This is a genomic window from Pseudomonas sp. P7759, assembly GCF_013386445.1.
Taxonomy (GTDB): Bacteria; Pseudomonadota; Gammaproteobacteria; order Pseudomonadales; family Pseudomonadaceae; genus Aquipseudomonas; species Aquipseudomonas azotoformans_A.
This window is the reverse complement of sequence record NZ_JACART010000006.1, coordinates 153,903-180,199: the sequence shown is the minus strand read 5'-3', so window position 1 is coordinate 180,199 and position 26,297 is coordinate 153,903. Positions and strand designations below refer to the sequence as shown.

At 60.8% G+C, this 26,297-nt stretch carries 23 protein-coding genes; 13 read left to right on the top strand and 10 right to left on the bottom strand.

Features of this window, described 5'->3' with window-relative positions; genetic code table 11:
* Window positions 1–7: 7 nt before the first annotated feature.
* Both HX823_RS06760 and HX823_RS06755 read right to left on the bottom strand, forming a co-directional pair.
* A complete protein-coding gene (locus HX823_RS06760; protein WP_016979078.1) occupies window positions 8–211 on the bottom strand; it encodes a 4-oxalocrotonate tautomerase family protein in 204 nt (67 codons plus the stop codon).
* A gap of 203 nt (window positions 212–414) precedes the next feature.
* A complete protein-coding gene (locus HX823_RS06755; protein WP_095014293.1) occupies window positions 415–1,716 on the bottom strand; it encodes an OprD family porin in 1,302 nt (433 codons plus the stop codon).
* A gap of 411 nt (window positions 1,717–2,127) precedes the next feature.
* On the opposite strand from HX823_RS06755, the gene HX823_RS06750 reads away from it, so the two are divergent.
* Window positions 2,128–4,215 carry a TonB-dependent siderophore receptor gene (locus HX823_RS06750; protein ID WP_177074456.1) on the top strand — a complete coding sequence of 696 codons (2,088 nt, stop codon included), beginning with the start codon at window positions 2,128–2,130 and terminating at the stop codon, window positions 4,213–4,215.
* A 59-nt stretch (window positions 4,216–4,274) separates the two neighbouring features.
* On the opposite strand, the gene HX823_RS06745 is transcribed toward HX823_RS06750, so the two are convergent.
* The 3 genes from HX823_RS06745 to HX823_RS06735 all read right to left on the bottom strand — a co-directional run bounded on the left by HX823_RS06745 (window position 4,275) and on the right by HX823_RS06735 (window position 8,855).
* Window positions 4,275–4,490 carry a hypothetical protein gene (locus tag HX823_RS06745; protein ID WP_038842134.1) on the bottom strand — a complete coding sequence of 72 codons (216 nt, stop codon included), beginning with the start codon at window positions 4,488–4,490 and terminating at the stop codon, window positions 4,275–4,277.
* Window positions 4,491–4,724: 234 nt separating this feature from the next.
* The gene (aguA, locus tag HX823_RS06740) at window positions 4,725–5,831 is read right to left on the bottom strand and encodes an agmatine deiminase (RefSeq protein WP_177074455.1); all 1,107 of its coding nucleotides are present in this window, start codon (window positions 5,829–5,831) and stop codon (window positions 4,725–4,727) included.
* Window positions 5,832–5,954: 123 nt separating this feature from the next.
* Window positions 5,955–8,855: an aminotransferase gene (locus HX823_RS06735; RefSeq protein WP_177074454.1), complete on the bottom strand. Its 2,901-nt coding sequence runs from the start codon at window positions 8,853–8,855 to the stop codon at window positions 5,955–5,957.
* 151 nt (window positions 8,856–9,006) lie between these two features.
* Between HX823_RS06735 and rfbB the strand changes: the two genes are divergently transcribed.
* From rfbB to HX823_RS06700, 7 genes are read left to right on the top strand one after another with little or no spacing between them, the layout of a single operon-like run.
* Window positions 9,007–10,089 (top strand): dTDP-glucose 4,6-dehydratase, encoded by a 1,083-nt coding sequence (rfbB, locus tag HX823_RS06730; protein WP_038842140.1) that lies wholly within the window; start codon window positions 9,007–9,009, stop codon window positions 10,087–10,089.
* Complete coding sequence (rfbA, locus tag HX823_RS06725) at window positions 10,086–10,979, top strand: glucose-1-phosphate thymidylyltransferase RfbA (RefSeq protein WP_177074453.1); 894 nt, start codon at window positions 10,086–10,088, stop codon at window positions 10,977–10,979. The genes rfbB and rfbA overlap by 4 nt, the downstream gene beginning before the upstream one ends.
* Window positions 10,960–11,505: a dTDP-4-dehydrorhamnose 3,5-epimerase gene (gene rfbC, locus HX823_RS06720; RefSeq protein WP_038842144.1), complete on the top strand. Its 546-nt coding sequence runs from the start codon at window positions 10,960–10,962 to the stop codon at window positions 11,503–11,505. Before rfbA ends, rfbC begins: the two co-directional genes overlap by 20 nt.
* A complete protein-coding gene (rfbD, locus tag HX823_RS06715; RefSeq protein WP_177074452.1) occupies window positions 11,502–12,383 on the top strand; it encodes a dTDP-4-dehydrorhamnose reductase in 882 nt (293 codons plus the stop codon). Before rfbC ends, rfbD begins: the two co-directional genes overlap by 4 nt.
* 36 nt (window positions 12,384–12,419) lie before the next feature.
* Window positions 12,420–14,228 carry an ATP-binding protein gene (locus HX823_RS06710; RefSeq protein ID WP_033898706.1) on the top strand — a complete coding sequence of 603 codons (1,809 nt, stop codon included), beginning with the start codon at window positions 12,420–12,422 and terminating at the stop codon, window positions 14,226–14,228.
* Window positions 14,225–15,601, top strand: a complete 1,377-nt coding sequence (locus HX823_RS06705; RefSeq protein ID WP_033898710.1) for a sigma-54 dependent transcriptional regulator — start codon at window positions 14,225–14,227, stop codon at window positions 15,599–15,601. Before HX823_RS06710 ends, HX823_RS06705 begins: the two co-directional genes overlap by 4 nt.
* A 26-nt stretch (window positions 15,602–15,627) precedes the next feature.
* Window positions 15,628–16,083 carry a YiiD C-terminal domain-containing protein gene (locus HX823_RS06700; protein WP_038842151.1) on the top strand — a complete coding sequence of 152 codons (456 nt, stop codon included), beginning with the start codon at window positions 15,628–15,630 and terminating at the stop codon, window positions 16,081–16,083.
* A 128-nt stretch (window positions 16,084–16,211) separates the two neighbouring features.
* Here the strand turns inward: HX823_RS06700 and cysQ are convergent, their stop codons facing one another.
* The gene (gene cysQ, locus HX823_RS06695; protein ID WP_177074451.1) at window positions 16,212–17,048 is read right to left on the bottom strand and encodes a 3'(2'),5'-bisphosphate nucleotidase CysQ; all 837 of its coding nucleotides are present in this window, start codon (window positions 17,046–17,048) and stop codon (window positions 16,212–16,214) included.
* Entirely contained in the window at window positions 17,045–17,611 is a 567-nt protein-coding gene (nudE, locus tag HX823_RS06690; RefSeq protein ID WP_177074450.1) for an ADP compounds hydrolase NudE, read from the bottom strand. The genes cysQ and nudE overlap by 4 nt, the downstream gene beginning before the upstream one ends.
* A gap of 87 nt (window positions 17,612–17,698) precedes the next feature.
* On the opposite strand from nudE, the gene yrfG reads away from it, so the two are divergent.
* Window positions 17,699–18,361 carry a GMP/IMP nucleotidase gene (yrfG, locus tag HX823_RS06685; RefSeq protein WP_177074449.1) on the top strand — a complete coding sequence of 221 codons (663 nt, stop codon included), beginning with the start codon at window positions 17,699–17,701 and terminating at the stop codon, window positions 18,359–18,361.
* A 32-nt stretch (window positions 18,362–18,393) separates the two neighbouring features.
* On the opposite strand, the gene lysM is transcribed toward yrfG, so the two are convergent.
* Entirely contained in the window at window positions 18,394–18,834 is a 441-nt protein-coding gene (lysM, locus tag HX823_RS06680) for a peptidoglycan-binding protein LysM (RefSeq protein WP_033898718.1), read from the bottom strand.
* A gap of 132 nt (window positions 18,835–18,966) precedes the next feature.
* On the opposite strand from lysM, the gene HX823_RS06675 reads away from it, so the two are divergent.
* The 4 genes from HX823_RS06675 to HX823_RS06660 all read left to right on the top strand — a co-directional run bounded on the left by HX823_RS06675 (window position 18,967) and on the right by HX823_RS06660 (window position 23,818).
* Entirely contained in the window at window positions 18,967–19,854 is an 888-nt protein-coding gene (locus HX823_RS06675) for a LysR family transcriptional regulator (protein WP_177074448.1), read from the top strand.
* 97 nt (window positions 19,855–19,951) lie between these two features.
* Window positions 19,952–20,791 carry a formate dehydrogenase accessory sulfurtransferase FdhD gene (gene fdhD, locus HX823_RS06670; protein ID WP_177051761.1) on the top strand — a complete coding sequence of 280 codons (840 nt, stop codon included), beginning with the start codon at window positions 19,952–19,954 and terminating at the stop codon, window positions 20,789–20,791.
* Window positions 20,788–23,136, top strand: a complete 2,349-nt coding sequence (locus HX823_RS06665; RefSeq protein WP_038845155.1) for an FdhF/YdeP family oxidoreductase — start codon at window positions 20,788–20,790, stop codon at window positions 23,134–23,136. The genes fdhD and HX823_RS06665 overlap by 4 nt, the downstream gene beginning before the upstream one ends.
* Window positions 23,137–23,338: 202 nt before the next feature.
* Window positions 23,339–23,818, top strand: coding sequence for a glycine zipper domain-containing protein (locus tag HX823_RS06660; RefSeq protein ID WP_177074447.1), 480 nt, complete (start codon window positions 23,339–23,341; stop codon window positions 23,816–23,818).
* A 25-nt stretch (window positions 23,819–23,843) separates the two neighbouring features.
* Here the strand turns inward: HX823_RS06660 and HX823_RS06655 are convergent, their stop codons facing one another.
* Window positions 23,844–24,275 carry a thioesterase family protein gene (locus tag HX823_RS06655; protein WP_038845158.1) on the bottom strand — a complete coding sequence of 144 codons (432 nt, stop codon included), beginning with the start codon at window positions 24,273–24,275 and terminating at the stop codon, window positions 23,844–23,846.
* 22 nt (window positions 24,276–24,297) lie between these two features.
* Entirely contained in the window at window positions 24,298–26,235 is a 1,938-nt protein-coding gene (locus HX823_RS06650) for an ATP-dependent DNA helicase RecQ (protein WP_177074446.1), read from the bottom strand.
* Window positions 26,236–26,297 lie beyond the last annotated feature (62 nt).

The following is a 26,297-nucleotide window of genomic DNA, read 5'->3' as shown; positions in this document are numbered from 1 at the left end:
TAGGGATTCAGGCTTGGGATTTGCGGTATTCGGTGGTGGTGATGCCGGCGTAGCCCCAGTTATCGGTATCGACTTCTTCGATGACGATGTGGGTCAGGTCCGGGCGTTTGTGCAGGACGCGTTCGAGGGTTTCGGTGAACTCGGCGATGACCTGGGCTTTTTGCTCCGGGGTAACGCCGTCACGGGTGATGCGCAGGCTGACAAAAGGCATGGCGATGACTCCAGTGGCCGGCCATCAGGGTGATGGGCTGGCAGTGGGGCCAATTTAGGCTTGCGTCGGGAGGGGATAAAGGTGGGGCCGGGTACTTCATTCGTACTGCGGTGTAACAAGACGCGATGGAATGCCAGGCATAAAAAAACCCCGAACCAGTCGGGGTTTTTTATCGCCTGGAATCAGGCGCGACGCCGGATCAATTAGAAAACGTTGATCGGGTAGTCGGCGAACAGACGGATTTCGTTACCGCCTACGTTGTACTGGTCAGCGTTGTTGGAGACACGCAACCAAGAGGCGCGAGCACGCAGGCTCAAGTCTTTGGCTGGACCGCTCTGGACCACGTACTTGAACTGGTTCCAGATTTCACGCTCGGTGCCATCGCCACGGTTGGTACCGTCGTCGATGTTGGTACCGCGAACGTAGGCAACGTTGTAGGTCAGGCCTGGTACGCCGAAGGTGGCGAAGTCGATGCCGTAGCCAAGCTGCCAGGAACGCTCGTCCTTGCCGTTGAAGTCGGACCAGTAGGAGTTGGCCAGCAGGATGGTGTTGCCACCGTCGCCGATGCCGCCAGCGTTGCGGTAGCCGCCGTACAGGTAGCCAGTGTCGCCGGTGCTGCGCTGGTGAGCGACGGTGAAGCTGTGCGGGCCAACAGCCCACGTGGCGCCCAGGCTCCAGATTTTGTTGTCACGCGCGTTTTCGTCTTTCTGGTTTTCCAGCGCGAAGCTCTTGTCCAGCTTGGTTTTGTAGCCGTTGAAGTCAAAAGTCAGCGACTGCTTCTCTGGCAGGGCCAGCACGTAGTTGACGTTGACGTATTGCTTCTTCAGCACGTCCTGCATGTCGGAGGCGTACAGCGCAGCCGACAGGCTTTCGGTGAATTTGTAGCTACCACCGATGTAGTCGATGCTTTTCAGGCGACCGCTGTCGGTGCCTTCCATGCTCTTGCGGGCTTCTTTGGTGAAGTGACCCGCGTCCAGTTGCAGACCGGCGATCTCTTTGGAGACGATCGAGGTACCGGTGTAGGTTTCCGACAACAGACGGGAGTTGTCGTACTGCAGCACAGGCACGGCCGGGAACTGATCACCGTACTTGAGCACGGTGTTGGAAACGCGGAATTTGACGGCAGCGCCGCCCTTGGCCAGGTCGTGGGGTGCCGAGCCAGGGTTGTTGGCAGTGCCATTACCCGGTTTGAAGAAGTCGATACCGCCGGCGCCAGCACGGCCTTTACCACCGTCCAGACGAATAGCGTATTGGCCGATCACGTCCACACCCACACCGACGGTGCCTTGGGTGAAACCGGATTCGAGCTTGCCGATGAAGCCTTGGCCCCACTCGGCTTTGTCTTGCTTGCCGTTTTTGTAGTCACGGCTGATGTAGGCGTTACGTGCGGCGATGTTCAGGTGGCTGTCTTCGATAAAACCCTTGGACTGGTCCTGGTCGTTTGCCATTGCTGTCGATGCGCTCAAAATCCCCAGAGCGATCAGACTCATCCGTTGCTTCAACATTTTCTTGTATTCCTTATTCCTGGTTGAGTACGCGCTGTGACACCAGGCTCCGTGTTGCTTTTTCTGGTGTCGACTGATTCCGGAAAAAAGAAGGCCCGCGGACGACTTAACAGGCCGCGGGCCTTTTTTATTGGATGAGTCATGGCGGTTAGCCACAGGCGTTGGGCGCAATCCTAGTCGCGCCCGGAACTATGTGTCAATTTCGCGAATCGTCTGTATTTAGGCGAAATAATTCTAAGCAAGCGCCTACAGCGGTTCTGTTAGCGACAAGAAACCGCATCCAAAACGGCAAAAAACACATCTAGTAACACATTTCAAAGCCGATACGTTTGATAACGGATAACGCGCGCAAATGCAAAGCATTACCATTAACGCGCAATTTCCTCCCAAACAATTCGGATACATTTCTCCATGCCTGCCCCTCGCCTGACGCCCATCACCCTTGGGCTTTCTGTTCTGCTGTCTGCCGGTTTTGCCTGTGCGGCCACGACTTTGCCCGAAACGTCGATCAGCGCCGAAGCTGATGAAGACGATCCGCGCGTCAAGGAATCCAGCACCGCCACCCGCACCGCCACCCCCGTGCGGTATGTGCCCCAGGCCATCGACTCGGTAAAGACCGAAAGCCTGCGGTCCTACGGCACCAATGACCTGGGCCAGGCGTTGAGCGGCATTCCCAACGTCAGCAGCGGCGCCGACACGCGCTTCGACAGCTTGCGCATCCGCGGTTTCGACGCGAGCAACGACTTCTATCTGGATGGCATTCGCGACGACAGCCAATATGTGCGCGACCTGCACAACATCGAGCGCATCGAAGTGCTCAAGGGACCAGCAGCTGTGCTTTACGGGCGAGGCGGTCAGGGAGGGATCGTCAACCGCGTGAGCAAACTGCCTATGGCCGGGCATAAATCGAGTATCGAGGCACAAGGCGGCAGCAACGACTTGCGCAGTTTGTACGCCGACCTCAGCACCGACCCCACCGATAACATCAGCCTGCGCCTGAACATGGGCAACCAGGACAACAACAGCTTCCGCGACGGCGTCAGTGGCAATCGCCAGTTGTTCGCACCGTCCATGAGCTGGCAACTCACGCCAGACCTGAACTGGCTGGTGCAATATGAATACAGCCGCTACAACCGCACGCCAGATCGTGGCATTCCCGGCGTCAACGGCCGACCAGCAGACGTAAGCCGCAGCACCACCTACTTTGATAACCGCGACTACATTGACGACAAATCCCAGTCGCTGCGCTCCAAACTGGCTTATGAACTCAACGACAACTGGCAACTGCGCCAGACACTCGGTGTGTTCAAGCTCGACAGTGATTTCGACAACACCTACCAAACCGCCTACGTGCCGGCGAACAACAGCGTCACACGCCAACGCTGGCAGCAAGACCTCACCACTCTCAATATCTTCAACAACGTCGAGCTCGAAGGTGGCTTCAGCACCTACGGCCTGGAGCACCGCCTGCTCACCGGCCTCGAACTGGGCAGCCAGCGCCGCGATCCGAAGCTGTATACCGCCACTGCAGTCAGCCGAGGCGGCCAGGCCGTGCCGAGCCTGGACCTCAACCAGCCCAACCGTAACCTCAGCCACACCGGCCGTATGAGCGTGTCGAGCAACAATCACACCGAAGTCGAAAGCCGCGCACTTTATGTACAGGACCAACTGCGCCTGAATGATCAATGGCAAGTCCTGGCAGGCCTGCGTTATGACCGCTTCGAAGTCGACACCAAGAACAAGCTGACCCACGCCCAGCAGGCTGTCAAAAGCCACAGCACCAGCCCGCGTTTCGGCCTGGTGTGGACGCCACTGGAGCACCACTCGTTCTACGCGTCGTGGAGCAAGACATTCTCGCCTGCGGGCGGCGGCTTGATCGGTATCACCCCGAATGCTGCCGGCAGCGTCAACGACCTGAGCCCCGAGCTGACCAAGCAGAAGGAAATCGGGGTCAAGAGCGACTGGCTCGACGACCGCCTGAGCACCACCCTGGCGGTGTACGAACTGGAACTCTACAACCGCCGCACCAGCGACCCGCTGGACCGCACCATCACCCTGCTCAGCGGCTTGCAGCGCTCACGGGGCGTGGAGCTGACCGCCACCGGCAAGCTCGTTGGCAATTGGTATGTACGCGGCGGTGTCGGCCTGCAGGATGCCAAGGTCGAGAAGGACAACAACGGCTTCGAAGGTAAGCGCGTCAGCGATGTGGCCAAGCGCAATGCCAGCCTGTTCATCACCTGGAAGCCGGAAATGGGCTGGTACGCGGAAACCGGCCTGACGCTGGTGGGCGACCGTTATGCCGACAGCCTCAACACCGTGGTGTTGTCGGGTTATGGCCGTTGGGATGCGCTGGCCGGGTTCCGGCAGAAGGAATGGGACGTGAGGGCGGCGCTGAACAATATCGCGGATAAAAATTACTACGCATCGGCGACCAGTGTGGCGCAGATTCAGCCGGGAGAGCCACGTAGCCTGGTGGTGACAGGTACCTACAGCTTCTGAAGAACGCGGTCCGTGTGGGAGCTGGCTTGCCTGCTCCCACATTTGATTTCGGTGTTCCTTTAGTTATTCATTAACTCACACAGCGCGTGCACTTCATCCTCACTGAACAACCCCGCCGGGTAACGTTCACTCATCACGCTGCGCAAGTCAGTCGGTTGCCTGATCTGCCGCGAGCCGTTTTCCTTCAACCAGAGCGCCAGCGCATGGATCGCGTCGCCGTTCACCCGCAAAGGGTGGAACGTGCGCGTGTACATCAGGTTGATATCGGCATTCATTTCAGCGCTCTCTCCTACTGCGTGAGCGGCTAACTTACTCAAGGTTTATGACAGAACTGCGCAGTCATGACCCTGAGCTACTGTCACAACGGCGATACAAGAGCTATGCCAATGTCTCGGGCCCATAGGCGTTTGGACACAAAAAAGCCCGCGACCTGTCTGGGTCGCGGGCTTGTTGTGGACACCTGAACCGATCAGCGCCGGTTCGTCCTCATAGCGATGTTACAACCGCACTCAATTTTTGTGCGGCGCTGGCTGCTGTTGGGTCAGGCAATGGATATTGCCGCCACCCAGTAACAGTTCGCGGCCCGGCACCATCACCACTTCATGCTGCGGGAACAGGTCCTGCAGGATGGCCTTGGCCTGGCTGTCCAGCGGGTCGTCAAAGCTCGGCGCGATGATGCCGCCGTTGACGATCAGGAAGTTGACGTAGGAACCGGCCAACCGCACGGTCGGATTGCGCTCCTGGCTGCCGTCAACCGGATCGACACCCGCGCATTCATCCTCGGTCGCGTACAGCGGGCCAGGGATCGGCATTTTATGCACTGTGAACGGGCGTCCCTGGGCGTCGGTGCTGCTTTGCAGCACGTCCATGGCGGCGTGGCAACGCGCGTAGTTCGGGTCTTGCGGGTCGTCGGTCCAGGCCAGCAGCACTTCGCCTGGGCGCACGTAGCAGCAGAAGTTATCCACATGGCCGTCGGTTTCGTCGTTGAACAGACCGTCCGGCAGCCAGATGATTTTATCCACAGCCAGGTTGGCACTCAGCACCGCCTCGATCTCGGCACGGTCGAGGTGCGGATTGCGATTGCGGTTGAGCAGGCATTCCTCGGTGGTGATCAGGGTGCCTTCGCCGTCGACATGGATCGAACCGCCTTCCAGCACAAAGCCTTCGGTGCGATAGCGCGGTGCGCGTTCGATTTCGAGGATCTTGCCGCCGACCTGGGCGTCGCGGTTCCACGGCGAATACAGGCCGCCATCAAAACCGCCCCAGGCGTTGAAGTCCCAGTTCACGCCGCGCACTTCGCCAGTGTTGTTGATCACGAAGGTTGGGCCGGTGTCGCGCACCCAGGCGTCATCGCTGGACATCTCGACCACGCGGATATTCGGCACATCCAGGCGTGCGCGGGCGTTTTCGTATTGACCGGCGGAAACCGCCACGGTGACCGGCTCAAAACGCGCAATGGCCTTGGCCACCGCCACATGAGCGGCCTGCGCGGGTTTGCCACCCAGGCGCCAGTTGTCCGGGCGCTCCGGCCAGATCATCCAGGCCTGGGTCTGTGGCGCCCATTCGGCAGGCATGTGGAAGCCATCGGCGCGGGGGGTGCTGTGCAGGGTGGTCATGGCGATCAGGACTCCGAATGGGGGGTGAAGGCCGATTTTATAACGGATAAAAATCGGCTTTAGAAGCTACATGAGATGATAGCGGGTGAATATTACAATAGTTAGCCGATAACAATCGATTAATCACAGTTGCTCATCGAGCACCTTCGACAGCATGTCGACGAAAAAATCCACGCTACGCCGGGAGGTGACCATCGGCGGCTTGATCTTGAGGATGTTCAAATAATCACCCGTGGGCTGCATGAAAATCCCCAGCTCCCGCAGGCGATCACACAGCAACGTGGTTTCTTCGGTGGCGGGTTCCAGGGTTTGCCGGTCGCGTACCAACTCCAGTCCGAGGTAAAAACCGGAACCATGGACGGCACCGACTAATGGATGACGATCAATCAGTTCCTCCAACCTTGCCTTGAAATGCCCGCCAACTACCTGGGCGTTTTCCCATAGATTTTCCTCTTCCATCACATCCAGCACCGCCATGCCAATGCGGCAACTCACTGGGCTGCCGCCCGACGATGAGAAGAAATACCCTTCAGCCTCCAGCGCCTCGGCGATTTCACGCCGGGTAATCACCGCGCCCAGCGGCTGGCCATTGCCCATGCCCTTGGCCATGGTGATGATGTCGGGCACCACGCCCTGTTCTTCGAAGCCCCAGAAGAAATGCCCCATCCGGCCGTAACCCACTTGCACTTCATCGGCGATGCACACGCCGCCCTGGGCGCGGACAAGTCCATACACCTGCTGCAAATAGCCCGGCGGCAACGAGATACCACCGGCATTGCCATACACCGGCTCGCAGATGAAACCCGCCAGTTGGCGTTTGCTCGCGGCGACTTTCGCCAGGTTGTGTTCCACGCTTCGTACGTAATCCGGCGCACTGTCCTGTCCACGGAACTCGCCGCGATAGGTATTGGGCGCGGTCACCGGGTGCACCCAGTCCGGGCGGCTGCTCAATGCCTGGGGGTTGTCGGCAATCGACGTGGAAACTGCATCCGCCGCCACCGACCAGCCGTGGTAAGCCTCCAGCACGCTGAGCATGTCGCGCCCGCCGCTGAAGGCCCAGGCCAGGCGGATCGCCAAGTCATTGGCCTCAGTGCCGCTGTTGACCAGGAATACCCGGTCCATGCCTTCAGGCGCCAGCGACAACAAACGTTCGGAAAATTCGGCAATCGCCGCGTAGTGGAAGCGCGAGTTGGTATTGAGCAAAGACCACTGCCGCGCCGCCACCGCCGCCATGCGCGGGTGGCCGTGGCCCAACACTGCGACGTTGTTGAGCATGTCCAGGTAGGAACGGCCCTGCATGTCGATCAGGTGGTTGCGCCAGCCACGCTCGATACGCGGCGGGTCGACGTAATAATGCTTTTGCGAACGGGCGAAACTGGCGTCGCGACGGGCCAGCAGGGCCTCGGGGTCCAGCTCGGGCTCGGCATCGCAGGCCAGTCCCAGCAACGCGGCCGGCGATGGGCACAGCGTTTGCCAAGCCTGTGCACGGGACGGTGTGCAGAACAGCGGTGCGGGTACATCAGCACGGCATAGCTGCACGGTGAGCGGGCCTTCGACCTCACCGATCACCTGGCCCTTCAGCACCGCAGCACCTGGCTGCAACTGTGCTTTAACGCCCCATAGCCGCACGCGTGCCTCGCTACTGTGTACCTGCAACTCACCGTGGGCGTCCGTTTGCACAACACCCGCAAATGGTGCTTCGACGGAGGTACCCAACGGCACGTGCAGTTCGACATGCAGCGGGAACGTCTCTGGCTCATTCGCGCTGTCGGGCTCGGTACGCGACAAACGGTATTGCCCATAGCGACTCGCCGCCAGGCCATGCACCGCCGCTGCTTCCTGTAACAGGCGCTGATCAATGCCGGGCTGCTCCCAGTTTCCAGCCTCAAAATGCGGGCTGAGGACGCCCAGGTCGATCAACGCGAACTCGCGCCCTACCAAACCCGGCAACAAGGGCGCAAAACCCTGGCTGGCGATCGGTGCGGGCGCCAGACCGACACACCCCAGAATCGCCGCCTCCATCAACTCAAACGGCACTGACGTCGCCACGTGGAAGATTTCCCACTCATGCTCGGCGTTTTTCAGCAGGTAACTGTTATCCGGATCCAGGCGTTGCTGCTGCTCACTGCTCAACACCAGCACCGCCGCACGGGCGACGATCAGCGGCCACAGCGCCTGCAATTCTTCGTGCTGCAACGGCGTCACCGCGTGGCACGCCTGGATCGCCGGCAAGATTGCAAAGGGATCGCCGTCGGCGTGGTGCAGCAATGCCGCACAAGTCACCGACAGATCGGCAATGCGCCAGGTGTGCACGAGGTCACCAAAATCGATCACGCCTTGAAGTTGCCAATGACGTTGAGCATCACGTTGCCACACCACGTTGTCGTCGGTGATGTCCATATGCACTGCTTGCCACGGCAGGTGATCGGCCAGGGGGCGGATACGCTTTTCGACCTGCTCGGCCACTTGCTCCAATGCCGGGCGGTGCGCAAGATTGTCCAGCGTCGCCAGCAGATGCGTGATCAAAGCCTGCGCGTGGCGTGGGTCCCATTGCAGCGTGCGGTCCAGTCCCGGATGCTCGAACCGCGCCAGCGCCTGGCTCATGCGCCCACACAGGTCACCAAACCCGGCGATCACCCTGCGCCCCAGGTGAGGCAGATGGGTCAACGGGTGGCCATCGATATAGCCCAGCACCCGCACGTGCAGGGTCTGGCCATCGAGGGTCAGGGTCAACAACTCCTCTCCTGTCAAAGACTTGATGACCTTGGGTACGCGTACAGCCTGCAGGCTATTGAGTGCGGCGTGTTGGGCGTGCAGTTCAACGGCAGCGTAGTCACCTCGACAGATTTTCAGAACAAACCGACCGCGAGGGCTGTCGACTTTGTAGTTGAGGTCTTGTTGGCTGCCCAATGATTGCAACGTGCCAGTAAGGCCGTAATGCTGCTCAAGCAGTTGAGCCGCCTGGTCGGGGCCTACTTGCGGGCAGGGTAGACTGGCGCGATGGATCAGGGTGGCGAGCAGCATGGGGTTGGCCTCGGCTTTTTTAGGCGTGTATATCGCCATTGTTCAGGGGGATTAGGCAACCCCTGAGGCATGCCGCGCTTGCACCACCTCACCGCACAACTCAAGCTATGCTTCATTCGCTTAATGTCTGTCTAAGGAAAAGGCCCCCGACATGCGCATTCTCATCACCGGCGGCGCTGGGTTTATAGGCTCCGCCCTCATCCGTCATTTGATTCAACACACCGAGCACGAAGTGCTCAACTTGGACAAACTCACCTACGCGGGCAATCTGGAATCGCTGACCAGCATCGCGTCCAGCAGTCGTTATGAGTTCGTCCAGGCCGACATCATCGACCAGGCCACTGTCAGCGCCGTACTGGAGCGTTTTGAGCCCCAGGCGATCATGCACTTGGCGGCCGAATCCCATGTCGACCGTTCAATTGACGGGCCATCGGACTTTATCCAGACCAATATTGTCGGCACCTACAGTTTGCTGGAAGCTGCCCGCGCTTATTGGCACAGGTTGGCAGAACCGGCCAAAAGCGCATTCCGCTTCCACCACATCTCCACCGACGAGGTGTACGGTGACCTGCACGGCGTGAATGACCTGTTCACCGAAAACACTCCCTACGCGCCCAGCTCGCCGTACTCTGCAAGCAAGGCAGCGTCCGATCATCTCGTGCGCGCATGGCATCGAACCTATGGCCTGCCGGTATTGTTGACTAACTGCTCGAACAACTACGGGCCGTTCCACTTCCCGGAGAAGCTGATTCCGCTGGTAATCCTCAACGCACTCGCAGGCAAGCCGCTCCCGGTCTATGGTGATGGTTTGCAGGTGCGCGACTGGCTCTTCGTCGAAGACCACGCACGCGCACTGTTCAAAGTGGTGACGGAAGGTGTGGTAGGCGAGACCTACAATATCGGCGGCCATAACGAGCAGAAGAACATCGATGTGGTCCGTGGTATCTGCGGCTTGCTGGAAGAATTGGCGCTGCAACGCCCGGCCGGTGTCGAGAAATTCACTGATCTGATCACGTTCGTCAAAGATCGCCCAGGCCACGATCAGCGTTATGCAATCGATGCCAGCAAGATCGAACGTGAGCTAGGCTGGGTTCCTGAGGAAACCTTCGAGACCGGTCTACGCAAGACGGTGCAGTGGTACCTCGATAACCTGGAGTGGTGCCGCAGGGTGCAGGACGGTAGTTATCAGGGTGAACGATTGGGCAATACCGACATGAAGGATCTGATTGCATGATGAAGGGAATCGTATTGGCCGGCGGCTCCGGTACACGTTTGCACCCCATTACCCTGGGCGTGTCCAAGCAATTGCTGCCGGTGTATGACAAGCCGATGATCTACTACCCAATCTCGGTACTGATGCTGGCGGGCATCAAGGACATCCTGATAATTTCCACCCCGGTGGATTTGCCCCAGTACCGCAACCTGCTCGGGGATGGCAGCCAGTTTGGCGTGCGGTTCAGCTATGCGGAGCAGCCCTCTCCCGATGGCCTCGCCCAGGCATTTATCATCGGCGAAGAATTCATAGGCACTGACCCTGTCTGCCTGATCCTGGGCGATAACATTTTCCACGGTGCGTATTTCGGCGATCAACTACGGGCAGCAGCCAAACGCCCGTCCGGCGCCACGGTTTTCGGCTACTGGGTCAAGGACCCGGAGCGTTTTGGCGTGATCGATTTCGACCAGGACGGCCGCGCCCTCTCCATCGAAGAAAAGCCTCTCAAGCCGAAGTCACGCTATGCCGTGACCGGTCTGTACTTCTACGACAACGACGTGATCGACATCGCCAAGGCAGTCAAGCCCTCGCACCGCGGCGAGCTGGAGATCACGGACGTGAACAACGCCTACCTCAAGCGCGGCGACCTTCATGTGGAACGCTTCGGCCGAGGTTTCGCCTGGCTCGATACCGGCACCCACGACAGCCTGCTGGAAGCCTCGCTGTATGTGCAAACCATTGAACATCGCCAGGGCCTGAAAGTGGCATGCCTGGAAGAAATTGCTTACCAGAATCGCTGGATTGATCGTGAGCACTTGCTGGAACGGGCCAAATATTTTGGCAAGACCGGCTATGGTCAATACTTGTTCACCCTCGCAGGGGATAATCCATATGAATGTATCCGCCACTGAGTTGCCCGGTGTTTTGATCATCGAGCCGAAGGTTTTTGGCGATGAACGCGGTTTTTTCTATGAGAGTTTCAATGCCCGGGACTTTGCCCACGCTACCGGGCTGCAACAAGAGTTTGTGCAGGACAACCACTCACGTTCACAACGAGGCGTGTTGCGGGGCCTGCACTATCAAGTCGAACACGCCCAAGGCAAGCTGGTGCGTGTGACTGCCGGGGAAGTATTGGATGTCGCGGTCGATATCCGCCGCAGTTCACCGGCATTCGGCAAGTGGGCAGGGGTGCGGTTATCGGCGAACAATAGCCGCCAGCTCTGGATTCCTCCGGGGTTTGCCCATGGTTTTGTGGTACTCAGCGAATACGCTGAGTTCCTCTACAAGACCACCGACTACTACACGCCCGCTGCCGAACGCTGTATCCGCTGGGATGATCCAGAACTCAATATCGACTGGCAACTCAGCGGTGCCCCGACTTTGTCGGCCAAGGATCAAAACGGCAAAAACCTCAGAGATGCGGATCTGTTTCCATGACCGCGCCTTTGAAAATCCTCATCACCGGCCAACACGGTCAAGTCTCCCATGAACTGCAAACTCGGCTCCAAGGCCTGGGCGAACTCGTGGTTCTGGGCCGCAGCCAGCTTGATCTGGCTAACGTAGACCACATTCGCCAGCAAGTGCGCAACCATCGTCCAGGCCTGATCATCAACGCGGCAGCCCACACTGCTGTCGATCTGGCCGAGAGCGAGCCGGACGCCGCCTTCGCGATCAACGCCATTGCCCCTGGCGTTCTCGCGGAGGAAGCCAAGACCCTGGGCATCCCGCTGATCCACTATTCCACCGACTACGTGTTCGACGGCAGCAAGCCGGCCCCCTACACCGAAGCCGACCCGCCAAACCCGCTGGGCGTCTACGGCCAGAGCAAACTGGCCGGCGAGCAGGCCATTGCGGCCGTCGGCGGCCAATACCTGATCCTGCGCACCAGTTGGGTCTACTCCAACCACGGCAAGAATTTCCTGCTGACCATGCAGCGCTTGCTGCAGGAGAAGCCACAACTGCGCATCGTTGCCGACCAGATCGGCGCACCGACCTGGGCCGGCAGCATTGCCAACAGCACGCGCGCATTGATTGAGCGCTGGCAAGCCGGCGAACCGGGGGAATGGGGCATTTATCACCTGAGCGCCGCAGGCGAAACCTCATGGTTCGGCTTTGCCGAGGCCATTGGCGAGCACCTGCGCGAACAGGGCAAGGCCTGCGCCGAACTGGAGCCGATCCCTTCCAGCGCTTATCCAACACCCGCCAAGCGCCCGCTGAACTCGCGTCTCGATTGCAGCCGCCTGCAGCAGCAATGGCACGTCAGCCTGCCCCACTGGCAAGACGCATTGCGCGAGTGTCTTGCACAGCTGCACTAGGCATAATGCGCCTGTACCCTCAGGCGCACGACTCCCATGACTCCACCCCTCCCGCGTAGACCCCGCTGGCGCAGCCTCGCCCTGTTGGCGTTGTGCCTGGCACCGCTGCTGTGGCCGCTGGAGCACCTGGCCGAGCGTTATTACCGCAGCGAACTGGCCGGCCAGAACCGCCAGACCCTCGACCTGTACGTGGCCAACCTGCTCGGCACCCTGCACCGTTATGAGGTGTTGCCGCAGATTCTTGGCGACCTGCCCGCCCTGCGCACCGCGTTGGATGCGCCTGGGGTGAGCACCAACCTGGTCAACGCCAACCTGCTGCTCAAGGACGTCGCCGCCCAGGCCGGGGTGGAGGTGATGTACCTGATGGACACCACCGGCAAGACACTGGCGGCGTCCAATTGGGACAAGCAAGACAGCTTCGTCGGGCGTAATTTCTCGTTCCGGCCGTATTTCAGCGAAGCCATGGACGGACGCCTGGGGCGGTTTTTCGGGTTGGGCACCACCTCGGCCAAGCGCGGTTACTTCTTCGCCGCCGCCGTGCGCGATGGCGATACGATCATCGGCGTGCTGGTGGTCAAGGTCGACCTGGACCACACCGAAAGCCTGTGGGGCAACACCCCGGAGCAACTGCTGGTCACCGACCACAATGGCGTGGTGATCCTGACCTCACGCCCACAATGGCGATTCCGTGCCACCCGACCACTGACGGCTGAAGAACGCCAGGCCATCATCGCCATCCAGCCCTACCCGACCCGCGACCCACAGCCGCTGAGCCTGAGCAACACCGCCTGGCTGCGCCAATCCACGGCCATCGCCGAAACCGGCTGGAACGTGGAGATCCTCGCGCCGCGTTCGCTGATCAACCGTCCGGTGCGCACGGTGGTCGCCGTGGGCGGCGCTACGCTGTTGGTGTTGATGTTGCTGCTGGGCCTGATGATGCAACGTCGCCGCCATTACCTGGAACGCATTGCGTTCGAAGCCAAGGCCCGTCGAGAGCTGGAAGCGCGGGTGGTGGAGCGGACCAGTGATCTGGAAGGCCTCAACCGGCGCCTGAAACAGGAAGTGCTGGAGCGCGAGCACGCCCAGCAGGAGTTGGTACGCGCCCAGGATGACCTGGTGCAGGCGGGCAAATTGTCGGCGCTGGGCACCATGTCGGCGAGCATCAGCCATGAACTCAACCAGCCCCTGGCGGCGATTCGCAGCTATGCAGAGAATGCTGAAATCCTGCTCGACCATGAACGCACCACCGATGCGCGAGGCAACCTCAAGCTGATCAGCGAGTTGACCGGGCGCATGGCCTCGATCATCGCCCACCTGCGCGCCTTTGCCCGCCGCGACCGCCATGCGCCCGAGAGTGTGGCCCTGCAACCGGCCCTGGATGATGCACTGGCGTTGCTGGCCAAGCGGCGGCGGTCGATGGAGGTCGAGCTGATCCGCGATTTGCCCGAAGCGACGCTGTGGGTCCAGGCCGGTGAAACCCGCCTGCGCCAGGTGCTGGGCAACCTGCTGGCCAACGCCCTCGACGCCCTCACCGAAAAAGGCCCGCCGCGTAAGCTCTGGCTGAGTGCCGAAACCACCGAACAGGGCGTCAACCTGTACATTCGCGACAACGGCCCGGGCTTTTGCATGGAGGCCCTGGGCCGCGCCAGCGAGCCGTTCTACACCACCAAGACCCGCACCCAGGGGCTTGGCTTGGGGTTGGCAATCTGTGACACCCTGATGCGTGCCTTTGGCGGCGAACTGCTGTTTGCCAACCACAAGGAAGGCGGCGCGCTGTTAACCTTGAAATTGCGTGCCGGTGCGCCGGGCGTCAGTCTGCAACCGTCCGAGGACCGCAGTGTATGAGTATCGATAACCAGATTCAGGTGGTGTTGATCGACGACGATCCACACCTGCGTCAGGCCCTGTGCCAGACCCTGGACCTGGCCGGGCTGAAGGTCCTGACCCTGGGCGAAGCCACCGGCCTCACCGCGCGCCTGTCGCGGGACTGGCCGGGCGTGGTGGTCAGCGACATCCGCATGCCCGGCATGGACGGCTTGGAGCTGCTCGCCGAACTGCATGGCCAGGACCCAGACCTGCCGGTGCTGCTGATCACCGGCCATGGCGACGTACCACTGGCGGTGCAAGCCATGCGCGCCGGCGCCTATGACTTCCTGGAAAAACCGTTTGCCAGCGACGCCCTGCTCGACAGCGTGCGCCGCGCCCTGGCCCTGCGCCGGCTGGTGCTGGACAACCGCAGCCTGCGCCTGGCTCTCAGCGACCGCCAGCAACTGAGCACGCGCCTGGTGGGCCACTCGCCGCAAATGCTGCGCCTGCGCGAGCAGATCGGTGCCCTGGCCGCGACCAAGGCCGATGTGCTGATCCTCGGTGAAACCGGCGCCGGCAAAGAGGTGGTGGCGCGCGCGCTGCATGATTTGTCGAGCCGCCGCAGCGGCCCGTTTGTGGCGATCAACGCAGGCGCCTTGGCCGAGTCCGTGGTGGAAAGCGAACTGTTCGGCCACGAACCCGGCGCCTTTACCGGCGCGCAGAAACGCCGTATCGGCAAGTTCGAATTCGCCAACGGCGGCACCTTGTTTCTGGATGAAATCGAAAGCATGAGCCTGGATGTGCAAGTCAAACTCTTGCGCCTGTTGCAGGAGCGGGTGGTCGAGCGCCTGGGCGGCAATCAACTGATCCCGCTGGATATCCGCATCATCGCCGCCACCAAGGAAGACCTGCGCCAGTCGGCCGATCAGGGCCGTTTTCGTGCCGACTTGTATTACCGCCTCAACGTCGCGCCGCTGCGTATTCCGCCGCTGCGTGAGCGGGGCGAGGATGCGCTGATGTTGTTCCAGCACTTCGCCGATGAGGCCAGCAGCCGCCACGGTTTGCCGCTGCACGAACTGCAACCCGGTCAGCGCGCGCTGCTGCTGCGCCATAGCTGGCCGGGCAATGTGCGTGAGCTACAGAATGCTGCAGAACGTTTTGCGCTAGGCCTGGAACTGGCGCTGGACAATACGCCGGACAATCCATCGGCCGGTGTCCTGACCTCCACGCCCGGCGGTCTGAGCGAACAAGTCGAGCAGTTCGAAAAAAGCCTGATCGCCGCCGAACTGACCCGTCCCCACAGCTCCATGCGCAGCCTCGCCGAAGCCCTGGGCGTACCGCGCAAGACCCTGCACGACAAGCTACGCAAGCATGGCCTGAACTTCGCCAACCAAAGCAGCGACGACGAATGACAGCCCCCACCCGCCAAGAGGCCCCCATGAACCGCGACAGCCGTTACCTGGAATCCATCCTTCACCACGACATCCCCCTCACCCGGGAAATGGGCCTCAAGGTGCTCGACTGGCAACAGGGGCGGCTGGAACTGCATCTGCCCTTGCAAGCCAACATCAACCACAAGAGCACCATGTTCGGCGGCAGTCTGTATTGCGGCGCGGTGCTGGCGGGTTGGGGCTGGCTGCACTTGCAGTTGCGGGAAGAAGGGATTGAAGACGGGCATATCGTGATTCAGGAAGGGCAGATCAGCTATCCGCTGCCGGTCACGCGGGATGCGACCGCGATTTGCGCAGCACCCGAGGAAAAGGTATGGAAGCGGTTTCTGGCGACCTACAAGCGCTATGGCCGCGCGCGGTTGACGCTGGAGACGTGGGTTGTGAATGAGGGCAGTGAGGAAAGAGCAGTGGCTTTCACCGGTCAATACGTCCTGCACCGCTAGCCGCCACTGCACAAAACCGAATGTGGGAGCGGGCTTGCTCGCGAAAGCGGTGTGTCAGATACACATTCAGTGACTGACACTCCGCCTTCGCGAGCAAGCCCGCTCCCACAGTTTGATCTGCTGTGGCCTCAGGAACGGGCCAGCGTCAGCAACCGCTCACGCCAAGCCGCCTTCGCCGGCAATGCCAGAAAGAACGGATTCAACAACGATGCCCGCGCCGGATAGCTGAACGGCGCACCACTCAACTCCAGCACCTCGCCCCCCGCGCCTTCCAGCACCCCCTGGGCTGCAGCGGTGTCCCACTGCGACGTCGGCGCCAGTCGCGGGTAGCAATCGGCACTGCCTTCAGCCAACAGGCAAAACTTCAGCGAGCTGCCGATATTCGCCAACTTCAATGCGCCCAGGCCCTCGCTCAAGCCGTCGAGCAAACGCTCCTGCTCCGGGCTGGTATGCCGACGGCTGGCCACCACGGTAAACGACTCACCTGCTGCGGGTGCCTCGCGCACCTGGATCTGCTTGGGCGCTTCATTCACATCCGAACGCCAGGCGCCCAGGCCAGCGCCACCGAAGTAGCAACGGCCGCTGGTGGGCATCGACACCACGCCAAACACCACGCGGCCCTGCTCGATCAGGGCGATGTTCACGGTGAATTCTTCGCTGCCGGCGATAAATTCCTTGGTGCCGTCCAGCGGGTCCACCAACCACCAGCGCTGCCAGCCGGCGCGCACGCTCTGGTCGATGTCGGCGTCTTCCTCGGACAACACCGGAATGCTGGGGTCCAGCGCGGTCAGGCCGGCCAGGATCAGGTGATGAGCAGCCAGATCCGCTGCCGTCACGGGCGAATCATCAGCCTTGGAGGTCACGGCCACGTCGGCACGCCAGTATGGCAAAATCACTTCACCGGCCTGGCGAGCCAGTTCGATCACAGGGGCAATAAACGGGTGGCCTAAAAACAGTTCGCTCATGCGCTAAACGCTCCACGCTGGGTCAACAGGTCTCGTACCAGGTACAGCGCAGCCAGGGCACGGCCTTCGCTGAATTGCTCGTTTTGCGCGAGCATCGACAGCTCGCGCAGGTTGACCCGGTCCACACGCATCGGCTCAGGTTCATCGCCTTCCAGGCGCTCTTCATAGAGATCGGTGGCCAATACCACCTGGATTTTCTGGCTCATGTAGCCTGGCGACAGCGACAGTTCGGTGAGGTGTTCCAACTGCCGCGCGCCATAGCCAGCCTCTTCCTTGAGCTCGCGGTTGGCGGCGGCCAGTACGTCTTCGCCAGGTTCGATCAAGCCCTTGGGCAAGGACACTTCATATTCGTCGGTGCCGCCGCAGTATTCTTCCACCAGCAACGCATGCTCCGCGTCGATCATTGCCACGATCATCACCGCGCCGTAACCGGCACCGCGGCCCACCAGGCGCTCGTAGGTCCGTTCAACGCCATTGGAAAAGCGCAGTTGCACTTCCTCCACGCGGAACAAACGGCTACTGGCGACTATTTCGCGGGCGAGGACGGTGGGTTTCTGGCGCATGAGCGGCTCCTTGGCGTGATCGGGTTACTATACCGTGGCTTTTCCGATTGTCTGTGTCGGATATTTTTACTTACATGAGACCGCCCCATGCCTTCTTTGCCCTGGCACGCCATCGACACTGTCCTGCTGGACATGGACGGCACCCTGCTCGACCTGCATTTCGACAACCACTTCTGGATGGAGCACCTGCCCCAGCGCTACGCCGAGTTGCACGGAGTAAGCCGGGCCATGGCGCAAATGGAGTTGCAGCCTCTGTTCGAGCGTAACGCCGGACAGTTGCAATGGTATTGCCTGGATTTCTGGAGTGCGGAACTGAAGATCCCGGTACGCGAACTCAAGCTGGAAACCGCCCACCTGATCGCCCTGCGCCCGGACGCCGACACCTTCCTGGCGGCAATCAAACAGGCCGGCAAGCGTGTGATCCTGATCACCAACGCTCATCGTGATTCGCTGTCATTGAAGTTGGAACGCATTGAACTGGCGCCGTATTTCGAACGGTTGATCAGCTCCCACGACTACGGTTTCGCCAAGGAAAACCCGCAGTTCTGGGATGCCCTGCAAGCCGACATCCACTTCGACCCGGCCCGCAGTCTGTTTATCGACGATACCTTGCCGATCCTGCGCAGCGCCCAGGCGTTTGGCGTCGGGCATTTGCTGGCGGTGAAGGAGCCAGACAGCCAGAAGGGTCCAAAGGACACGGCGGAGTTTGCAGCAGTGGGGGATTATCGCGAGCTGATTATCGGGTTGTAGGAGCAGGCACGCCCGCCCCTACAGCGTGCTGCTTACTCAGGAATACGCAAAGTCTGCCCTGGGTAAATCTTGTCCGGGTGCGACAACAGCGGCTTGTTAGCCTCGAAGATTTTGTTGTACTGGTTGGCGTTGCCATACACCGCCAGGGAAATCGCGCTGAGGGTGTCGCCCTTTTTCACCACGACAAAACGAGCGGCCGCCACGGCCGGGCCGGATACGGTGATCTGGTCATCCACACTGGCCACACCGGCGATATTGCCCAGCGCCAGCAAAATCTTCTCTTTCTCTTCCTGGGTGGCGACTTCACCGGTCACGGTCACCTTGTCGCCATCCACTGTGGTCTGCACATTCGGATTACCCAGACCCACTTTGGACACGTGGTCCTTCAACTGCTCGCTGGCGTTTGCGTTACCCGGCGTCAACAGGTCGACAATCTTTTCGCCGGCTTCCTTGATAAAGCTGAAAATGCTCATAGTGCGCTCTCCTTGGGATTTGAGTTCCAGATGCCCAAGACTAGACCAGTCCTACGGATTTGGGTTCCGGCCCGGCCAAAGACCCAAACGCGCTAGAATCCCCCCGCCATTGGAATAAGCCCTGGAGCGAAGATGGACATCAAACAGCTGAAATTCCTCATCGCCCTCGACGAAACCCGTCACTTCGGCCAGGCGGCGGCGCGTTGCCACATCACCCAGCCGACCCTGTCGATGCGCCTGCGCAACCTTGAGGAAGAGCTTGATCTGCCATTGGTCAATCGTGGCCAGCGCTTCGAAGGCTTTACCGCACCCGGCGAGCGCGTGCTGGCGTGGGCACGCACGGTGCTGGCGGCGTATGACGGCCTGCAGGCCGAGGCGGCGGCTTGTCGCGGCAACCTGGTGGGTACGTTGCGCCTGGGCGTGGTGCCGCTGTCGAGCTTTGATCCTTTGGCCTTGATGCAGCAACTGCATATGGAACACCCCAGCCTGCGCTTTGAGCTCTCCGCGCTCAGCTCGGAGCAGATCCTGGAACAACTGGCGAGTAACCGGCTGGACCTAGGTGTGTCCTACCTGGAACGCCTGGACAACGAGCGCTTCGACTCGCTGGCCTTGGGCGAAACCCGCATGGGCCTGCTCTACGACCAGCGCTTCTTCAGTTTCGGTGACACGCCGTTGAGCTGGGAGGCGCTGATCGAACTGCCGTTGGGCATGCTCACCAGCGGCATGCACTTTCGCCAATCCATCGACCACAACTTCCACAGCCGTGGGCTCAACCCGCAACCGCTGCTGCAGACCGACGCCGTCCATCAATTGTTACAAGCCGTGCACGGTGGATTGTGTTGCGCGGTGATGCCGCTGGATGGGGGCCTGGACGCACTCACCGAACACCTGCGCCTGCAGCCGATCGAGGACGCCCACACCCTCGCACGCCTGGGGCTGATCATGCGCCGCAGCGCGCCGCGCTCAGCACTGGCCGAGGCGTGTTTCGCGCTGTATCAGAAATCGCAAAACGAATCTTGATCGACGTCATCTATCGGTAGATCAGTACTGGCAATTAGACGCGACGCTTTGTCGCGCCTAGTCTAAACACTGATCAATCCGCCGGTGGTACTGCCCCATGAACGCCAAGCGCCCAGTCTGCGCGGCGCCCGCTCTCGAAACGCCAGCGCCCGCCGCCAGCCAGAGCTACCAGTATTGCAATCTCGAACACACAGAATCCGCCAGCACAGCCTTGGCGGAAGAAGTGGCGTTGGCGATTGCCTACAACGACATCAGCCAAGCGGTGATGCTGGTGACGCCGACGGACTTGGAAGACTTTATTGTCGGTTTCAGCATCGGTAGCGGCATTATCGCCGACGTTAGCGATATTTATGATCTGAAACTCAGCGGCTCGGGCTCAGCCCAATACGCTCAGGTGCAGATCTCCAGCCGCGCCTTCTGGAACCTCAAGCAGCAGCGCCGCCAGTTGGCCGGCACCAGCGGCTGTGGCTTGTGTGGCGTGGAAGCCGTTGAACAGGCCCTGCCAGACTTACAGGTATTGCCCGGCGCGCCCTTGCCGCCCGCCGAGTGGCTGGATGGCCTGCGCCAACGTATCAGCGCCTTTCAGCCCCTGGGCCAATACAGCGGCGCCGTGCATGCGGCCGTGTTCATGAACGGCCAGGGCGAGTTGTTGCTTGGCCGGGAAGACATCGGCCGGCACAACGCCCTGGATAAATTGATCGGCGCCTTGATTCGCCAAAAGATTCCGACCGAAGGCGGCCTGGCGATTGTTACCAGCCGTTGCAGCCTGGAGTTGATCCAGAAGGTCCTGCGCGCGGGCATCCAGACCCTGGTCAGCCTGTCGTCACCCACCGGACTGGCCCTGCAATGGGCCCGCCGGCATAACCTCAATCTCATCCACCTGCCGCAGAAAAGTGCGCCGCGGGTCTACAGCCCTGCGATGGAGAACCAGCCATGAGCCAGCACCACCAAGCCGACCAAACCCCGACCCCGCGCTACAAGCCCTACAAGGGCGCAGCCGGCGGCTGGGGCGCACTGATCAGCGTGGCGCAGGCCTGGCTGACCAGCGACAACGCACTGAAAAACCTGCGCATGATGCTCAAGACAAACCAGAACGGCGGCTTCGACTGCCCCGGTTGCGCCTGGGGCGACTCGCCGGAAAGCGGCATGGTCAAGTTCTGCGAGAACGGCGCCAAGGCGGTGAACTGGGAAGCCACCAAGCGTCGCGTCGACGCGGCATTCTTCGCCAAACACAGCGTGACGGCCCTGCTGGAGCAAAGCGACTACTGGCTGGAATACCAAGGCCGCCTGACCGAGCCGATGCGCTACGACGCTGAAACCGACCGCTACACGCCCATCAGTTGGGAAGCGGCCTTCGACCTGGTTGGCAAGCATCTCAACGCCCTGCCGAGCCCGGACATGGCCGAGTTCTACACCTCGGGCCGCGCCAGCAACGAGGCGGCGTACCTGTATCAGCTGTTCGTGCGCGCCTACGGCACCAACAACTTCCCCGACTGTTCGAACATGTGCCACGAAGCCAGCGGCGTTGCCCTGGCGCAAAGCGTGGGCGTCGGCAAAGGCACCGTGACCTTTGATGACTTCGAACACGCCGATGCGATTTTCGTCTGGGGCCAGAACCCCGGCACCAACCACCCGCGCATGCTCGAACCGCTGCGCGAGGCGGTCAAGCGTGGCGCCCAGGTTGTGTGCATCAACCCGCTGAAAGAGCGCGGCCTGGAACGCTTCCAGCATCCGCAACACCCGCTGGAAATGCTCACCAACGGCGACAAACCGACCAACACCGCCTACTTCCGCCCGGCCTTGGGTGGCGACATGGCCATCCTGCGCGGCATGGCCAAGTTCCTGCTGCTGTGGGAACGCCAGGCGCAGGCCGAAGGCAAAGAAGCCGTGTTTGACCACGACTTCCTCAACGAACACACCGCCAACGTGCTGGATTACCTGGGCAAGATCGACGACACCTCCTGGGATGAAATCGTCGAACAGTCCGGCCTCACCCTGGTGGAGATCGAGCAAGCGGCGCGCATGTACGCCAAAGGCAAGAACGTGATCATGTGCTGGGCGATGGGCATCACCCAGCACCGCCATTCGGTGCCGACCATCCAGGAAATCGCCAACCTGATGCTGCTGCGCGGCAACATCGGCCGCCCAGGCGCCGGCCTGTGCCCAGTGCGTGGCCACAGTAACGTGCAGGGCGACCGCACCATGGGCATCAACGAACGTCCACCCGTGGCGTTCCTCGACTCCCTGGAACGGCGCTTCCAGTTCCAGGTGCCGCGCGTCAATGGCCACAACGTGGTCGAAGCGATTCACGCCATGCTTGAAGGCCGCTCCAAGGTGTTTATCGGCCTGGGTGGCAACTTCGCCCAAGCCACGCCGGACAGCCCGCGCACCTTCGAAGCCCTGCGTAATTGCGACCTGACCGTGCAGATCAGCACCAAGCTCAACCGCAGCCACCTGATGCACGGCAAAGACGCGCTGATCCTGCCGTGCCTGGGCCGTACCGACATCGACATCCAGGCCGACGGCCCGCAAGCGGTGACGGTGGAAGACTCGTTCAGCATGGTCCACGGCTCCAACGGCCAGTTGCAGCCACTGTCGAAGCTGATGAAGTCAGAGCCTGCGATTCTGGCCGGTATCGCTGCCGCCACCCTGGGCAGCAAACCGGTGGATTGGAACTGGCTGGTGGCCGATTACGGGCGCATCCGCGACCTGATTGCCGACACCATTCCGGGTTTCAAGGACTTCAATGAGAAGATCAAGAATCCGGGCGGCTTCTACCTGGGCAACTCCGCAGGCGCACGCCGCTGGAACACCCCGTCGGGCCGCGCCAACTTCCGTCCGAACATCCTGCCCAAGGACCTGATCCACGAACGCACTCATGCGACCGGTCGTGTGCCCGACCTGATCATGCAATCGATGCGTTCCCACGATCAGTACAACACCACCATTTATGGTCTGGACGACCGCTACCGTGGGGTCAAGGGCCAGCGTGACGTGCTGTTCGTCAACGAAGCCGACATCATCCGCCTGGGCTTCAAGCCGGGACAGAAGGCCGACATCGTGTCGCTGTGGGAAGACGGTCGCGAGCGCCGCGTGAAGGGCTTCACCCTGCTGGCGTTTGATATTCCGGCTGGACAGGCTGCGGCCTATTACCCGGAAGTGAACCCACTGGTGCCGCTGGAAAGCACAGGGGATGGCAGCCATACGCCGACGTCGAAGTTCGTGGCGATCCGTTTGGAAGCGGCGAGTGACAATGGGCTGATCATGGCGCGCTCTGCATAAATCTTCGGGCACAAAAAAGGCCGCTTTTGCATAAAAGCGGCCATTCCGAAGTAGTTAATGACCCACAAAAACAACTTAAGTTCCCCAACAAAAACAGTAACTTAGCGAATTGTGTACAACTCGTGTTACTGGTCGGATTTCTATTGTCACCACCCCGATACAGCCTCAGGATCGCGCCGTCATCCCCTTGAGGTCTCCCCTAATGAAGTTCTCCTCGATTCTCTTGTTGTCCCTTGGCCTGGTCAGTGGCGCAGCCATGGCCAGTGGCACCACCGAAGCCGGTGTGGGCGGCGCATTGGGCGGGGTTCTAGGCTCGGTTGTTGGCCAGTCGATCGGCGGCAACACCGGCTCGACCATCGGCGCAGCCCTGGGCGGCGCAGGCGGCAGCGCGGTGGGTGCGGACAAACGCAGCCGTGGCGAAGCGGCCATTGGTGGCGCCTTGGGCGCGGCCGGTGGCAACGTAGTGGGCCGCAGTGTCGGCGGTAGCACTGGCGCACTGATCGGCTCAGCGGCCGGCGGCGGTGCTGGTGGCGCGCTGGGTAACTACATGGGCAACAAGAGCGATGACGATGATCGTCGCTCCCGTGGGCGGGATAACCGTCGCTATGACCGCGATGATCACCGTGGCCGCGGTCATGCCTATGGCCATCGCAAGAACAAGCATCACTACCGTCACCGCTAAGGCCTGAGGGTGTAGGCGTTCGCGTCTACACCACCAACCGCTGCAACGCCTCGCGCAACGTCCCCGGAATCGTCACCGGCTGGTTCGAACCCCGCTCCACAAACACATGCACAAAGCGCCCCGCCGCACAGGCCTCTTCTTCACCCTGCTTGAACACCGCCAATTCGTACTGCACTGAACTATTGCCCAGCTTGCCAACCCGCAGGCCGATCTCGATGCGTTCGGGAAAGGCAATCGACGCGAAATAATCGCACGCCGAACTCACCACGAATCCCACCACTTCACCGTCATGAATATCCAGCCCACCTTGCTCGATCAGGTAGGTATTCACCGCCGTGTCGAAAAAGCTGTAGTAAGTCACGTTGTTCACATGACCATACACATCGTTGTCGTGCCAGCGCGTAATGATCGGCTGGAAGTGCGGGTAATCGGCGCGTTGTGGCACTGAATCAGACATGGGCAAGTCTCGTGAAATGGGTTTACAGGTCATTCAGATGGGCCTGGGCCCACTCGCGGACCTCGGCGTACGGATAATCCTCCAGCGCAGCAAAGCCTGGAATACCCCGCGCCTTCAACTTGGTAAACAACGGCACGCTGATGCCGCCGAGGAAACGCGTCAGGCGTTCCGCCCCAGGCAAATGGCCGGTGTGTTCATGATGCCTGTGGATAAAATCACCGCACAGCCCCATGAAGTTTTTATCCACAAGCGGCGGCAAACCTGGCGGTGGCGGAAGGTGCGCAACGTGGCCGTGGCACACCGAGCAATGCCCGCAACGCTGGGGCGCGTTTTCATCGCCGAAATACTGCGCCAGGCGTTGACCCAGGCAACGCTCGGTGGCGAACAGATCGAGCATGGCGTGAATCCGTGCAACCTCACCCACTTCATGCTGCTTGAAGCCTGTGTATAACTCGGTGCTCAGCGCCTGTGGATCAAAATCGGTATCAAGCAAGCTGTAGACCTCCGTCATCTGCTTGCTCTCAAGCTCAATCAGGCCTTGCTCCTGGAAGTAATCCAGCGCCTTCACCACCCGGCTACGCTCGGCATTGTGCTGTTGATAAAGCGCGTCAAAATCCACCGTCGCCCAGGTCTTGGCCCGCTTGCACACCTGGATGATCGCCGCGACAAACTGCTGCCGCTCACCCGTAAAACGTGCGAGCAAAGCCTCGGGTTCGATCAGGTACTTGAAACGGTACTCGGCATAAAACGCATAACGCGGCGCAATCACGCCCTTGAGCTCCAACTGCACCAGCAGCGTCTTCAGCGGCAGCTCGCGGATGTTGCTGTGGTCCGACAAAGACCTGAGCAAAAACTCCCACTGCCCATCGCCTCGCGCGGCCTGCAACTCGTCGAGCACCCGGCGAATGCCCTCCTGCTCCGGCGTATCGCCGTACACGAAATTTTCCAGCACATTGAGGCTGTCGCGGTTGGCCAGCACCAGGCAATCGGACGGTTGCCCATCACGCCCCGCGCGGCCGATTTCCTGGCTGTAGTTCTCGATGGACTTGGGCAGGTCGAAGTGCACCACATTGCGGATGTCACTTTTGTCGATGCCCATGCCAAACGCGATGGTGGCGACGATGCAATTGGAGCGCCCGCCCATGAAACGCTGCTGGATTCCCTCGCGTTTATCGTGAGGCAAACCGGCGTGGTAGGCCTCGGCCTGGATGCCGTTGCGGTTCAAATGCTCGGCAATCTGCTCGGCGGTTTTCTGCAGGGTGACGTAGACGATACTCGGCTGATCGGCGCGCTCGCCCATCCATTGCACCAACCGTCGACGCTTGTCCGCACCGCTGACCGGCTCCACCAACAGGTTGAGATTGGGCCGGTAAAAGCCCGTGGTGACCACATCGTCCGGTGCAATGGCGAACTTCGCCTGCATGTCGGCAATCACCTTTGGCGTCGCGGTAGCCGTCAACAGCAGGGCTTGTGGGATATTGAACTGACGCTGGTAGTCCGGCAGCTTCAAATAATCCGGACGGAAGTTGTGGCCCCACTCGGAAATACAGTGCGCCTCGTCCACCACCAACAGCGAGATCTGCACGCTTTGCAGGAAGTTACGAAAGCGCTCGTTCTTCAGGCGCTCAACGGAAATCATCAGAATCTTCAACTCGCCGGAACGCGCGCGGGCCATCACGTCATTGGCGTCCTCGCGGCTCTGGGCCGAATCGATACTGCCCGCCGAAATACCGTGGCGCTGCAAGAAACCCAGTTGGTCCTGCATCAGCGCCAACAGCGGTGACACCACCAGCGTCAGGTGCGGCAGCAGCACCGCCGACAGCTGATAACACAGGGACTTGCCCGACCCCGTTGGAAAAATAGCCGCTGCCGAACGGCCGGCCAGCACGGCGCTGACCGTCTCTTCCTGACCCAGACGAAACTGTGGATAACCAAAAACCTGCTGGAGGGTGTCGTGCATAGGCTGTCACTCCGTTGACCGCTGAAGGAATCAAAAACATAGATCAGCGATCAAGAAAAGGT

Coding starts and splice junctions, on each gene's coding strand:
- rfbD (WP_177074452.1), top strand. CDS start 11,502: ATGACCGCGCCTTTGAAAATCCTCATCACCGGCCAACACGGTCAAGTC.
- HX823_RS06675 (WP_177074448.1), top strand. CDS start 18,967: ATGGACATCAAACAGCTGAAATTCCTCATCGCCCTCGACGAAACCCGT.
- HX823_RS06650 (WP_177074446.1), bottom strand. CDS start 26,235: ATGCACGACACCCTCCAGCAGGTTTTTGGTTATCCACAGTTTCGTCTG.
- HX823_RS06700 (WP_038842151.1), top strand. CDS start 15,628: ATGAACCGCGACAGCCGTTACCTGGAATCCATCCTTCACCACGACATC.
- lysM (WP_033898718.1), bottom strand. CDS start 18,834: ATGAGCATTTTCAGCTTTATCAAGGAAGCCGGCGAAAAGATTGTCGAC.
- HX823_RS06735 (WP_177074454.1), bottom strand. CDS start 8,855: ATGCTGCTCGCCACCCTGATCCATCGCGCCAGTCTACCCTGCCCGCAA.
- nudE (WP_177074450.1), bottom strand. CDS start 17,611: ATGCGCCAGAAACCCACCGTCCTCGCCCGCGAAATAGTCGCCAGTAGC.
- HX823_RS06655 (WP_038845158.1), bottom strand. CDS start 24,275: ATGTCTGATTCAGTGCCACAACGCGCCGATTACCCGCACTTCCAGCCG.
- HX823_RS06710 (WP_033898706.1), top strand. CDS start 12,420: ATGACTCCACCCCTCCCGCGTAGACCCCGCTGGCGCAGCCTCGCCCTG.
- fdhD (WP_177051761.1), top strand. CDS start 19,952: ATGAACGCCAAGCGCCCAGTCTGCGCGGCGCCCGCTCTCGAAACGCCA.
- yrfG (WP_177074449.1), top strand. CDS start 17,699: ATGCCTTCTTTGCCCTGGCACGCCATCGACACTGTCCTGCTGGACATG.
- HX823_RS06755 (WP_095014293.1), bottom strand. CDS start 1,716: ATGTTGAAGCAACGGATGAGTCTGATCGCTCTGGGGATTTTGAGCGCA.
- HX823_RS06660 (WP_177074447.1), top strand. CDS start 23,339: ATGAAGTTCTCCTCGATTCTCTTGTTGTCCCTTGGCCTGGTCAGTGGC.
- rfbA (WP_177074453.1), top strand. CDS start 10,086: ATGATGAAGGGAATCGTATTGGCCGGCGGCTCCGGTACACGTTTGCAC.
- HX823_RS06745 (WP_038842134.1), bottom strand. CDS start 4,490: ATGAATGCCGATATCAACCTGATGTACACGCGCACGTTCCACCCTTTG.
- HX823_RS06665 (WP_038845155.1), top strand. CDS start 20,788: ATGAGCCAGCACCACCAAGCCGACCAAACCCCGACCCCGCGCTACAAG.
- rfbB (WP_038842140.1), top strand. CDS start 9,007: ATGCGCATTCTCATCACCGGCGGCGCTGGGTTTATAGGCTCCGCCCTC.
- HX823_RS06760 (WP_016979078.1), bottom strand. CDS start 211: ATGCCTTTTGTCAGCCTGCGCATCACCCGTGACGGCGTTACCCCGGAG.
- aguA (WP_177074455.1), bottom strand. CDS start 5,831: ATGACCACCCTGCACAGCACCCCCCGCGCCGATGGCTTCCACATGCCT.
- cysQ (WP_177074451.1), bottom strand. CDS start 17,048: ATGAGCGAACTGTTTTTAGGCCACCCGTTTATTGCCCCTGTGATCGAA.
- HX823_RS06750 (WP_177074456.1), top strand. CDS start 2,128: ATGCCTGCCCCTCGCCTGACGCCCATCACCCTTGGGCTTTCTGTTCTG.
- rfbC (WP_038842144.1), top strand. CDS start 10,960: ATGAATGTATCCGCCACTGAGTTGCCCGGTGTTTTGATCATCGAGCCG.
- HX823_RS06705 (WP_033898710.1), top strand. CDS start 14,225: ATGAGTATCGATAACCAGATTCAGGTGGTGTTGATCGACGACGATCCA.